We start from the raw sequence: 11,702 nt of genomic DNA on the forward strand, positions 1-11,702 counted from the left end.
TTCATGTTCAAAGCCGCAGTCACGAATCCCTTGAACAGCGGATGCGGATGGTTCGGACGGGATTTCAGCTCAGGATGGAACTGGGAAGCCACAAACCACGGATGGTCCTTTACCTCCACAATTTCCACCAGGCTGTCATCCGGCAGGGTACCGGCAATCACCATGCCAGCCTCGGAAAGCTGCTGACGGAAAGCGTTGTTGAACTCATAGCGATGGCGATGGCGCTCGCTAATCATTTCCTGCCCATAGGCCGCAAAGGTATTGGTATCCTTCTGCACCTTGCAAGGATATGCCCCCAGACGCATGGTGCCGCCCTTGTCCTCCACATCTACCTGGGAGGCCATCAGGTCAATAACAGGATACTCGGTCTCGGAATTGAACTCGGTGCTGTGAGCGCCGTTCATGCCGCAGACATGGCGGGCAAACTCGATAACGGCGCACTGCATGCCCAGGCACAGTCCCAAAAACGGCAGTTTATGCTCGCGGGCATACTGAATAGCCTTAATCTTGCCCTCAACACCGCGGTCGCCAAAGCCGCCCGGCACCAGAATACCCCGGCAGCCGGCAAATTCCTCGTCCATGTCCACATTGGCACCCTCCAGCTTCTCGGAGTTCACCCAGTGAATCTTCACGGAAGCATCGTTGTAAATGCCTGCATGATGCAAAGCCTCGGTGACGGAAATATAGGCATCCGGCAGCTCCACATACTTGCCTACCACGGCAACCTTGACCTTCTTCTGCGGATTCTTAATCTTGTTCACCATCTGAGCCCACTCGTCCATGTTCACAGGGCTGTAATCCATGCCCAGCTTCTCCAGCACGATGCGGTCAAGCCCTTCCTCCTGCATCATCAGCGGCACCTCATAGATGGTATCGGCAGTGAGGTTTTCAATAACGGCCTTCTCCTCCACGTCACAGAAGAGAGCCAGCTTCTGCTTCATGTCCTTGGTGAGCGGCTTCTCGGCGCGGCACACCAGAATATCAGGCTGGATGCCGATGCCCCGCAGCTCCTTTACGCTGTGCTGGGTCGGCTTGGTCTTCAGCTCACCGGCGGCGGAAATGTACGGCACGAGGGTCACATGGATGTACAGCACATCGTTCCGGCCCACTTCCTTCTTCACCTGACGGATAGCCTCCATGAACGGCAGGGACTCGATATCGCCCACGGTACCGCCGATTTCGGTGATAACCACATCCGCGCCGTCATCAGCGGCCACGTCGTAGACACGCTGCTTGATTTCATTGGTAATATGAGGAATAACCTGCACGGTCTTGCCCAGATAATCGCCGCGGCGCTCCTTGTTCAGCACGCTCCAATAAACCTTGCCGGCAGTTATATTTGACCCCTTGGTCAGATTAATATCAATGAAGCGCTCATAATGCCCCAGGTCCAGGTCGGTCTCCGCACCATCATCGGTAACGAAAACCTCGCCGTGCTGATAAGGGCTCATGGTGCCCGGGTCAATATTTATATACGGGTCAAACTTTTGAATAGTAACCTTGATACCGCGATTTTTCAGCAAGCGTCCCAGGGAAGCAGCCGTAATGCCCTTGCCCAGAGATGAAACTACGCCGCCGGTAACGAAAATATACTTTGCCATGTTGTTCCTCCTGCTCAAAACCAGATTTATATCGTCGTGTTAATCATATCACCTGTACAGTGTATCAGTTGTCCTCCTGAATTCCCTCAAAGAGCTTTTCCTCACGCTGACGGGCAGTCTTGGCGCGGTTGGTGGTCGCTGAGCGCGCACCACGGGAGGAACGCTTTGTCTCAGGCGGGTTCCACTCGGTGAGCCCCCATCTGCCGTCGCCTGCATAGTGGAAACGGCTGTCCATATTAATCTGGGTATAAACCTCGGAAATAGCCTCTGCCAGAGCCTGCACATTCTTCTGGCGCTTTTCCAGAACCTCCATAATCAGGTCCTTGTAGTACATCGGAACCTTGCTTTCATGCAGCACATAGGCCGCTACCTCTACATCAGAGCTTTTCAAAAAATCCACTTCTATATTCTCCTCTCAAAAGGGTTATTATTCACAAATATCCTCACTCACCAGCACGCATCCGCCCGGCATGCTTACATGCGCTCCGGCGCGGAAACACCCAGAATCCCCAGGGCGTGGCGGATGGCATGAGCCGTAACAGTCACCAGCGCCAGACGTGCCTCTGCCAGCTTGTCCTCCACGCCCAGAATACGGCACTGGTTGTAGAAGCTGTGGAAGCAGCCTGCCAGCTCGTAGGCATAGCGGGCGATACGCTGCGGCGCATACTCTGCCGCGGCACGCTCGATTTCTTCCTCGTACTTCTGCAGCTTGTTGATGATGGCGATTTCCGTATCATCGGTCAGCAGGGACAGCTCCGGCGCCTCACCCACCTGCAGGTTGTTTTCCGCCGCCTGACGGAAAATACTGCAGATTCTGGCGTGGGCATACTGAATGTAGTACACCGGATTTTCGTTGGACTTCGACTTTGCCAGATCCAGGTCAAAATCCAGCTGGCTGTCCATGGAGCGCATGATGAAGAAGTACCTTGCCGCATCGGAGCCTACTTCTTCAATAAGCTCTGCCAGTGTAACGGTCTGGCCCGTGCGCTTGCTGAGCTTCACCAGCTCACCGCCCCGCAGCAGGCGCACCATCTGCAGAAGCAGCACATCCAAATCATCAGGATTGTAGCCAAGGGCCTTGACGGCGGCCTTCACGCGGCAGATGTAGCCGTGATGGTCCGCGCCCCAGATGTTGATGACCTTGCCGAAGCCACGGGCAAACTTGTCGCGGTGGTAGGCGATATCGGCAGCCAGATAAGTAGGCTCCCCGTTGTCGCGGATAACCACCCTGTCCTTGTCATCACCATAGGCGGTGGATTTCAGCCACAGGGCGCCGTCCTTCTCGTAGATATTGCCGTTGTCCTGCAGGAACCGGCAGGCGTCCTGCACCTTGTCCGGATGCAGGGTGCGCTCGCTGTACCACACATCAAAGCGGCAGTTGAAGGCCTCCAAATCTTCTTTCAGGGCAGCCAGCTTTTCCTTCAGGGCCAGCTCCTTGAAGATGCCCATGCGCTCATCCTCGCTCATGTTCAGGTACTTGTCCCCGTCCTTTTTGATGATGCGCTGTGCCGTGTCGATAATATCCGCCCCGTGGTAGCCATTCTCCGGGAAGTCCTTCTCGTCAGCCTTGCCCAGAAGCTCCAGATAGCGGTGGTTTACGGAGCAGGCCAGATTGTTAATCTGGTTGCCCGCATCGTTGATGTAATATTCGCTGGTTACAGGATAGCCTGCGGCGCGCATGACATTGACCAGCGCACTGCCGGCCGCCGCGCCCCTGCCGTGGCCTACGTGCAGCGGGCCGGTAGGATTGGCGCTGACGTACTCCACCTGTACCGGCTTCATATCCTTCGCCGGCAGCTGTCCGAAAGCCTCGCCCTTTTGCAAAAGAGCGGCCAGTCCATCGTAGATAACGTTGGACTTCAGGTAGAAATTGATAAAGCCCGGCCCGGCAATCTCAACCCTGTCCAGCCATTCTCCCTGAATCCTCTTCGTAAGCTCCTGGGCAATCAGGCGCGGATTCATGCGGAAGGCCCTGGCGGACTGCATGGCGATATTGGTTGCAAAATCACCCAGCTCCTTCTTCGGCGGCACCTCCAGAACAACAGCCGGCAGCTCCGCCTCCGGAAATACGCCCTCCTTGATTGCATTCAAAGCGGCTCCTTCGATAGCCTTTGTCAGTATATCCTTGATTTCCAATCCTTTATCCTCCTAAAATCAGCATGCCGGGCTGGAAAAGCGCCGCATCAGGCCGCAGGCCCGCGCGGCAGTCCCTGTATCAGCACGCCTCAACCTTGATTTCTACCTCGTATTTTCCCACAGGGGCGCCGTTGGCACTGAGATGGTATGCCACCCTGGCATAGCCGGAAGCCCCGTCAAACTCTGACTGCAGGGCGTGCGTCTGCATCACCAGCTCCATGACGCCGTAGGGCGTATGATAATCCGCCCTGGTTTCCCGCTCCGGCACAAAGCGCTGCTCGGCAGTGACCGCACCATGCCGCAGGATAACCATTTCATCAGCGGACAGCTTGATGGTGGTCGGCACCCTGTCCTGCCCGTCAGCAGGCCTGTCCTCATAGCGGAGATAATGCTTGCCGCCCTTGAAGCAATACCTGCCCCTCATGCTCCGGCACAGCTTCTCCACATGGCCGTCAGGCGCTTCCTGCCTGGCTTCAATGCTTATCCTTACACTATCCAACACAACAAAGCTCCTCGGTTATTTTCTCACAGATGTTCTATTATTCTGGTTCAAACAAAACTATACATTATTATAAACCAAACAGCGTAAATTGCCAATAGATAAAATAAAAAAGGAACCGCAAAAAATACGATTCCTTGAAAAATTTACTCTACCGCTATATCAATCTCTACTACATGACCGCCCAAATCCATGTTGACAGTCAGAAACTGTCCCGCGCTTATGCGTATCTGGGCGCCGACGCCCACGGTCAGGCTCGGTGTGGAAATATCCACCTCCCTGCCCAGCGCCGCCAGATTGGTGGCCGCATTGGCAGTCAGCATGTTGGACATCTCGGAAATGGCACTCTGGGCCATCTCATCGAAGGAAGCGATAGGCATTCCCATCATCATAGTAGAGGCAATAAACTTAGCAGTTTCCTCATCCATGTTATAAACCACGTTGCCGCGGATTTCCTTTGTAAAACCTACCAGAACAGATACCCCGAGGCTCTCGATATGCTTATCCTTTACCCCCATGCCGGTCCGCTCAGGCGTTGGAAATCCCATTTGTGGCAATACCGTAGTGAATGCATCAATAAACGGATTGACCAATTTTACATCCATGTTCACACGCTCCTCGCAAAACCAACATTCATAAATATATCACCTATAGAAGTCTTGGCTTTGATATTAAAGGCTATCAGCTCAGGATTTGACAGCTTGATGTCCACTCCGCTGATAATCCCCGGAGGTGTCAGCCTCATTTCCCTGTCCTTGATTACATCATTAATCCTGGAGATACCGTGCCCCGCAATAATATTGCCGGATTCCTCCACTGCCGCCTGCGCCTCCGCGTCCGTCACGCTGTCCTGCTGCAGCACAGCCCCGGCAAAACCGCGCATGGTAGCCTCATCCATATAGAAGGCAACCCTGCCCCTCGGCTCTCCTACCACGCCGATAATCACAGCCACGCCGTTGACGCTCAATGGTCCGCTGTTTTCCTCCTGCACCTGAATCTCGCTCTCCAGGCCTGCAATCTGCTGCAGTCCCTCCTGCAAGACCTTGGCGTAGGTGGAAACATAAGAATCCCTGTAGACAGCATTCACACCCACATGCTCCTGACAAAGAATCATCAGCGTATCCAAAAGCTCATTCGTGCTGACAGGCTTCTGCAAAAAGGAGCTGATGCCGGCCAGACGGCCATGCATAATCAGCTTGGCATCCTTCATGGCACTAATCATGACAATCTTGCAACGGGAGTCCATGGCATGGATACGCCTGCTGCACTCAATACCATCAGCATCCGGCAGATTCATGTCCATAGTCACCACATCAGGCCTAGTCTTTGCATACAAATCTATCGCATGAGCAGCATTTTCTGCCATAGCGCAGACCTCAAAATTAGTTTTTGCCAGCATGGAACTAATCATCATCCGACTAATTTTGGAGTCGTCGACCACCATTACCCGAACTTTCTCCACCAAAATCACCTGCACTTCTCGTCAATACTAACATCTATATGTTACTTTTCGCCACGGAATGAAAAAACCCTCTTTATTCCTCAAGAAAATTTAAAATTTTTTCATCCCGGCCAACGTCAGGAGTACGAACAATAACGAATCCCCCATAACGGTTCGGTTAAAGGGGATTCATGCATTTCCTGTATTTTATTATATATTAGAACTGTCTACAGCGTCAAACAAATCTGTAATTTCTTTTGCAGGTTCTTTGTCCAGCTTGCTGACAACATAAATCGCCAATAAGCCCAGAGCAAAGCCCGGAATAATCTCGTACAGGCCAAAGAGCGCCAGCTGCTTCCAGACGAGGACGGTAACGCCGCCCACCACGATGCCGGCCAGCACGCCGTTCCTGGTGGTGCGCCGCCAGAACAGGGACATCAGCACTGCCGGCCCGAAGGTAGCGGCAAAGCCCGCCCAGGCATAGGCCACCATCTCAAGGATGAAGCTGTCCGGATTCATGGCGATGGAAATGGCCATGGCGGAAATCACCAGCACGGCGGCACGGCTCACCCATACCAGCTCGGCATGGGAAGCATCCTTCCTGATAACGGCCCGGTAAAAATCCTGGGAAAAGGCGGAGGCCGACACCAGAAGCTGCGAGGAAGCGGTACTCATGATGGCCGCCAGCACGGCGGACATAATCAGGCCGCCCATAAAAGGCGAGAAGAGCTGCTTCGTCATCACCAGCAGCACCGTCTCCACAGCCGGGCCGGACAGCGGCTCCGTCAGGTATATCTTGCCCACCATGCCCACGAATACGGCGGCAATCATGGCAATGATATACCAGCCTACGGCGATGCGCTTGGAGCGTTTCAGCTCACTGGTGGAGCTGATGGCCATAAAGCGCACCAGAATGTGCGGCTGGCCAAAGTACCCCAGGCCCCAGCCCATGAGGGAGATAAAGGCCACAAAGGAAATAGTGCTTCCGTCAGGATTCATGAAGGGATTGAAAAACGTCGGATTCACGATATCAATGGCCGTCATGGTGGTCTGCACGCCCCCCAGCATATACATGGCAAAGGCAGGCACCATCACGATGGCAAAGAACATCATGATGCCCTGGATAAAGTCGGTCCAGCACACGGCCATAAAGCCGCCGGTCAAGGTGTAGAAAACCACCACGAAGGCGCCAATCAGCACCGCCGTAGTATAGTCCAGCCCGAACAGGGTGCTGAACAGCTTGCCGCCGCTGACAAAACCGGAACCGGTATAGATAACGAAGAAAATAACGATAAAGATTGCCGGAATAATCCTCAGCAGATTGCTGTGGTCATTGTAACGGTTCTGGAAAAAGTCAGGCAGGGTCAGGGAGTTGTTTGCCATCTCCGTGTAGCGGCGCAGCCTCTTGGCCACAAAATGCCAGTTGGCCCAGGTGCCAAGCCCCAGCCCCACTGCAATCCAGGCCGAGCTGAGGCCTGCCAGGTATGCCGCCCCCGGCACGCCCATCATCATCCAGCCGCTCATATCGGAAGCCTCGGCACTCATGGCCGTAACCCATGCTCCCAGCTTGCGGTTGCCGATGATATAGTCATCCATGCTGTTTGTCCTGCGGTAATAATAAATGCCAATTGCCATCATCAGGGCCAGATAGAGGACAAAGGCGGTGATTACCATAATATTCTCCAATGCTATTCCTCCTATAAAAAATAATACATAACATTATATTAGAGAATCGTCATTTTGGCAAATTAATATACCTGTATACATTCAATATATATCCCGCCGCCGTCATTTTTCCGCAATAAAAACCGCAGCCAGCGGCATGGATTGCTCCATCAGGGATAAACACCGGCTGCGGTTTTTGCCTGCATGAAAAATTATTTCTCATCCCCGCTTTTTGCAAGGCCACAGCACCGCCATTTGCAATACCGGCCGGGGAATGGTATGATTAGTCTGCTGAAGGCAGCGCAAGCAGACCAGACAGCAAAATAACCAAAACAACTAAAACAACCACATCAGAGGGAGGCTATATGAATATCATCGAAAAGGCAAAGGGACATTTTCTCACGCGGGAGTTTTTCCTGTTCCTGATAGTCGGCTGCATCAACACCTTCAACGGCACCTTTATCGCCTGGCTGTGCGGCCTTGTCAGTCCCTTCAACAACCTGAACTTCAACATCGGCTACCTGACGGGCAACATCATTGCCTACTGGATGAACAGCCGCTTCATCTTCCACGAAAGCCTGTCCCTGACGCGCTACGTAAAATTCTTCATCTCCTACATCCCCAACTACATCATCCAGAATATCATCGTGCTGATATTCTACAACATGCTGGGCTTCCCGCCGGTAGTCAGCTACCTGCTGGCCGCCGTGCTGGGCATCCCTGTCACCTTCCTGATGGTAAAAATCTTTGCCTTCGGCAGATAGGCGGGGCGCACCGGCAGCAGCCACAATTTGACGGCGCCCCCGGCGACAGCGTTCTGCCGTAACGCCACTAAAAAAATCCCTCATGAGCGGAGGGATTTTTTTAGTGTGTATTATATTTAGGAGAGTTAGCTTTTTCGAGGATATGCTTTCCTCAAGCCTGTATATAATATAGCACAGTTGAGAACTATTTTCAAGTATTATTTGAGAATTTTTCTCAATTTATTTTTACGCACATATATCTGCCGAAACACAGCAAAAAAACTTACCTGAAATCCTCCCTTTCCTCATCCTTCGGCTTGCCCCGGGCAATGAGATACAGAGGACGATGCTTTACCTCTTCAAACACCCTGCCCAGGTATTCCCCCAGAATCCCCAGCACAATCATCTGCATGCCGCCAAAAAACAGCACGCAGGCCGTCAGGGTCGCCCAGCCTGCCACGGCATCGTTCAGGATATACTTGGAAATGAAGACGTGGATTATCATTAAAAGGCTCAAAATGCCGCACACCGTGCCGATGTACAGCCCCAGCCGCAGGGGCAGGTTTGAATAGGCCAGCACCCCGTCAATGGCAAAATTCAGCATCTTTCTAGGTGAAAACTTGGACACGCCGGCAAACCGCTTGGGTGCCACAAACTCGATCTGCACCTGACGAAAGCCCATGGCGCCAATCATGCCGCGGATGAAGCGGGCATGCTCCCGATAGCGGCGGAAGGCCCTGACCACCACCCTGTCCATGAGGCGGAAATCAGAGCCGCCCTCCTGAATATGCACATTGGACAGCTTGTTCAGCACCTTGTAATAGTAATAGGAGGTCAGCTTCTTCATGGCCGAGACGCCTTCCGTGGTCTTGCGGATGGTCTGCACCACCTCATAGCCCTGCTCCCACTTCTCCAGCAGGACAGGTATCAGCTCCGGCGGATGCTGCATGTCCCCGTCCATGGTAATCACGGCATCACCGTCAGCATGGTCAAGGCCGCAGGTCAGGGCCAGCTGATGGCCTGAATTGCGGGCCAGGAAGATGGACTGCACGCGCTCGTCCCGCTTCTCAAGGCCGCGCAGTATTTCGCGGCTCCTGTCCTTGGAACCATCGTCCACATAGATAAGCTCAAATTCATAGGCCAGCGGCTCCATCACGCTGCGGACGCTCTCATAAAAATGCTCTATATTGTCCTCTTCATTGAAAACCGGTACAACAATGGATATTGTTTTCATCTTAACACGAACCTTCTGTCACAAAAAAATAACGCTATAACGTATCTATTATAGCGTTATCTTATGAAATTAACAAGTATTAGCGCCGTCTGCGCTGCAAAGCCTTCGGCCTGCCCAGCACCTCGGCGGAAACGATGGCCTGCACCAGCGAAACATGCATCACCCCGGCAGGACGCGGTTCCCCGGCCGGTGCCCGGGCCTGCTGCCCCTTGCCCTGTTCCTTGGAACCGGCATCCTTTCCGGCAGCCTGCCTGCGCCCCTCCTCCTCCAGATATCTCTGATAAGGATTGTGTACCTCTTCATACTCGGCGGGATGGTGGGGACGATGCTCCGCCTCCGTCCTGATGCGCGGCTGGGGAATCGGCTTGATATCCACCGTCACCTCGGCGGGACGCCTGATGTCAGGCAGAGGGGCATTCTGCGGAAAAGGCTTCGATTTCTTTACCTTTGGCTTTTTCTTATCCCCCAGATTGCCGATGATGATGGCTGTGACAAACACGAGAAAAGGAGCCAGCGAGGCCAGCGTATCCATCCAGCGCTCCAGCCGGCCAAAAAAGCCCGCCATATCCAGCATATCCATACAATCACCTACTTACTTTATGGCAGGCGGCGTAAGCTGGCTATCCCCCGTACTTCTGCTGATGCTGTCGCGCATATCCGTGTCTGCCTTGATATTGCTCAGGTTGTAATAATCCATCACGCCCATGTTGCCGCTTCGCAGGGCCTCTGCCAGAGCGTGAGGCACCTCTGCCTGCGCCTCCACCACCTTGGCTTCCATCTCCTGGGTATAGGCCTTCATCTCCTGCTCCTTGGCAACAGCCATGGCACGGCGTTCCTCTGCCTTGGCCTGGGCAATCCGCTTGTCGGCCTCCGCCTGATCCGTCTGCAGTTCCGCACCAATGTTGCGCCCTACATCCACATCGGCAATATCAATGGAGAGAATCTCAAAGGCCGTACCGGCATCCAGTCCCTTGCCCAGCACCGTCTTGGAGATATCGTCCGGATTGGCCAGCACATCATTGTGGCTTTCCGAGGAACCCACCGTGGTAACGATGCCCTCGCCTACACGGGCAATGATGGTCGGCTCGCCGGCACCGCCTACCAGCCGGTCAATGTTGGCACGCACGGTAACCCTTGCCTTGATTTTCAGCTCGATGCCGTTCTTTGCCACGGCGGAAACCACCGGCGTCTCAATCACCTTCGGATTAACGCTCATCTGTACTGCTTCCAGCACGTCGCGCCCGGCCAGGTCAATGGCGGCAGAACGCTCAAAAGGCAGGGGAATCTGGGCACGATGGGCGGCAATCAGCGCGTCCACCACCTTGTCCACGTTACCGCCGGCCAGAAAATGCGCCTCCAGCTGGTTGACCTCCACATCAAGGCCCGCCTTGTTTGCCTTAATCAGCGGCATGACAATCTTGGAAGGCGTTACCTGGCGCATGCGCATGCCCACCAGCGTAATGATGTTCAGCGGCACGTTGGCTGCCCTTGCGGCAATCCACAGCCGCAGAGGCACAAAATGCAGAAACAGGGCAACAAAGATTATTGCCAGTATCAGAAAAATTATACTCGAAATCATAGACTTCCATCCTTTCAAAAATCCAACATAGCTCACGGCGGCAGCCATGAACAGCGTCTATCTATCTCACCACCACGCGGCCGCCTGTAACGGCAACCACGGTGACTTGACGACCCTTTTCAATGTAATCGCCCTCGGATACCACGTCCACCGGCTCACCGTCAATGACCACGGTTCCCGCCGGCCGCAGCTCCCTGGTGACGATGCCCTGCCTGCCCACCAGCTTATCATGCTCCGGCGCGCTGACATAGCCCTTGTCCGTAGAGGTCTGGTCTTTCAGCACCATGCTGTGCCACAAATTAGCAAAAAATCCCATACGGCTTCCCCTTTCCAAAAACTGCACATTAGTTTTCTAATATTATTGCAGATAAATATGAAAAATGCAAGGAAAAAATCAGCCTGACCGCCACAGGGGCCACAGCACAAAAAAGAGGCTACCATCAGGTAGCCTCCGAAGTTCATATATGGTGGGCGCTAACGGGATCGAACCGCTGACATTCTGCTTGTAAGGCAGACGCTCTCCCAGCTGAGCTAAGCGCCCATATATAAGGGAAGTAAAATACATCCCCGGTTAAATCAAAGTGGTGACGCGTACGGGATTCGAACCCGTGAAGCCGCCGTGAAAGGGCGGTGTCTTAACCACTTGACCAACGCGCCATTTGGCTCCTCGAGCAGGATTCGAACCTGCGACAGCCTGATTAACAGTCAGGTGCTCTACCGACTGAGCTATCGAGGAGTGTTATGTCACATGACGTCGACAAGTGTTATTATATGACATCCAGAAAAAAAATGCAAGCACTTTTT

General features: G+C 53.6%; 12 protein-coding genes and 3 tRNA genes. 1 reads left to right on the forward strand and 14 read right to left on the reverse strand.

The window, feature by feature from the left end; translation table 11 throughout:
• From ACI3UA_RS06115 to putP, 7 genes are all read right to left on the reverse strand, one after another.
• Positions 1-1,601 (reverse strand): CTP synthase (locus ACI3UA_RS06115; protein ID WP_439723939.1); only part of this gene is annotated, 1,601 nt, incomplete at its 3' end.
• Positions 1,602-1,665: 64 nt separating this feature from the next.
• The gene (gene rpoE / locus ACI3UA_RS06120; protein WP_277006499.1) at positions 1,666-2,001 is read right to left on the reverse strand and encodes a DNA-directed RNA polymerase subunit delta; all 336 of its coding nucleotides are present in this window, start codon (positions 1,999-2,001) and stop codon (positions 1,666-1,668) included.
• 74 nt (positions 2,002-2,075) lie between these two features.
• On the reverse strand, positions 2,076-3,737 hold the full coding sequence (argS, locus tag ACI3UA_RS06125; protein ID WP_439723940.1) for an arginine--tRNA ligase: 1,662 nt from the start codon (positions 3,735-3,737) through the stop codon (positions 2,076-2,078).
• 79 nt (positions 3,738-3,816) lie between these two features.
• Positions 3,817-4,239 (reverse strand): DUF1934 domain-containing protein, encoded by a 423-nt coding sequence (locus ACI3UA_RS06130; protein WP_439723941.1) that lies wholly within the window; start codon positions 4,237-4,239, stop codon positions 3,817-3,819.
• Positions 4,240-4,382: 143 nt separating this feature from the next.
• The gene (locus ACI3UA_RS06135) at positions 4,383-4,841 is read right to left on the reverse strand and encodes a chemotaxis protein CheX (protein WP_439723942.1); all 459 of its coding nucleotides are present in this window, start codon (positions 4,839-4,841) and stop codon (positions 4,383-4,385) included.
• Positions 4,842-4,843: 2 nt separating this feature from the next.
• Positions 4,844-5,698: a response regulator gene (locus tag ACI3UA_RS06140; RefSeq protein WP_439723943.1), complete on the reverse strand. Its 855-nt coding sequence runs from the start codon at positions 5,696-5,698 to the stop codon at positions 4,844-4,846.
• Between the two features lie 189 nt (positions 5,699-5,887).
• Positions 5,888-7,351 (reverse strand): sodium/proline symporter PutP, encoded by a 1,464-nt coding sequence (putP, locus tag ACI3UA_RS06145; RefSeq protein WP_439723949.1) that lies wholly within the window; start codon positions 7,349-7,351, stop codon positions 5,888-5,890.
• 356 nt (positions 7,352-7,707) lie between these two features.
• On the opposite strand from putP, the gene ACI3UA_RS06150 reads away from it, so the two are divergent.
• On the forward strand, positions 7,708-8,106 hold the full coding sequence (locus tag ACI3UA_RS06150; protein WP_439723944.1) for a GtrA family protein: 399 nt from the start codon (positions 7,708-7,710) through the stop codon (positions 8,104-8,106).
• Between the two features lie 262 nt (positions 8,107-8,368).
• On the opposite strand, the gene ACI3UA_RS06155 is transcribed toward ACI3UA_RS06150, so the two are convergent.
• The 7 genes from ACI3UA_RS06155 to ACI3UA_RS06185 all read right to left on the reverse strand — a co-directional run bounded on the left by ACI3UA_RS06155 (position 8,369) and on the right by ACI3UA_RS06185 (position 11,634).
• Positions 8,369-9,319: a glycosyltransferase family 2 protein gene (locus ACI3UA_RS06155; protein ID WP_439723945.1), complete on the reverse strand. Its 951-nt coding sequence runs from the start codon at positions 9,317-9,319 to the stop codon at positions 8,369-8,371.
• Between the two features lie 79 nt (positions 9,320-9,398).
• Entirely contained in the window at positions 9,399-9,899 is a 501-nt protein-coding gene (locus ACI3UA_RS06160) for a hypothetical protein (protein WP_439723946.1), read from the reverse strand.
• Between the two features lie 12 nt (positions 9,900-9,911).
• Positions 9,912-10,898 (reverse strand): flotillin-like protein FloA, encoded by a 987-nt coding sequence (floA, locus tag ACI3UA_RS06165; protein WP_439723947.1) that lies wholly within the window; start codon positions 10,896-10,898, stop codon positions 9,912-9,914.
• Positions 10,899-10,959: 61 nt separating this feature from the next.
• A complete protein-coding gene (locus tag ACI3UA_RS06170; protein WP_439723948.1) occupies positions 10,960-11,214 on the reverse strand; it encodes an NfeD family protein in 255 nt (84 codons plus the stop codon).
• Positions 11,215-11,363: 149 nt separating this feature from the next.
• Positions 11,364-11,439 (reverse strand) — tRNA-Val (locus tag ACI3UA_RS06175).
• 41 nt (positions 11,440-11,480) lie between these two features.
• Positions 11,481-11,555: transfer RNA gene (locus ACI3UA_RS06180), tRNA-Glu, on the reverse strand.
• 3 nt (positions 11,556-11,558) lie between these two features.
• Positions 11,559-11,634: transfer RNA gene (locus ACI3UA_RS06185), tRNA-Asn, on the reverse strand.
• Positions 11,635-11,702: the final 68 nt, after the last annotated feature.

It is taken from the genome of Anaerovibrio sp., from assembly GCF_051866355.1.
GTDB lineage: Bacteria > Bacillota > Negativicutes > Selenomonadales > Selenomonadaceae > Anaerovibrio.

Excerpts from the sequence above, each read along its gene's own strand:
- ACI3UA_RS06135 (WP_439723942.1), bottom strand. The coding sequence starts at position 4,841 with ATGGATGTAAAATTGGTCAATCCGTTTATTGATGCATTCACTACGGTA.
- putP (WP_439723949.1), bottom strand. The coding sequence starts at position 7,351 with ATGGTAATCACCGCCTTTGTCCTCTATCTGGCCCTGATGATGGCAATT.
- ACI3UA_RS06150 (WP_439723944.1), top strand. The coding sequence starts at position 7,708 with ATGAATATCATCGAAAAGGCAAAGGGACATTTTCTCACGCGGGAGTTT.
- ACI3UA_RS06155 (WP_439723945.1), bottom strand. The coding sequence starts at position 9,319 with ATGAAAACAATATCCATTGTTGTACCGGTTTTCAATGAAGAGGACAAT.
- ACI3UA_RS06160 (WP_439723946.1), bottom strand. The coding sequence starts at position 9,899 with ATGGATATGCTGGATATGGCGGGCTTTTTTGGCCGGCTGGAGCGCTGG.
- floA (WP_439723947.1), bottom strand. The coding sequence starts at position 10,898 with ATGATTTCGAGTATAATTTTTCTGATACTGGCAATAATCTTTGTTGCC.
- ACI3UA_RS06170 (WP_439723948.1), bottom strand. The coding sequence starts at position 11,214 with ATGGGATTTTTTGCTAATTTGTGGCACAGCATGGTGCTGAAAGACCAG.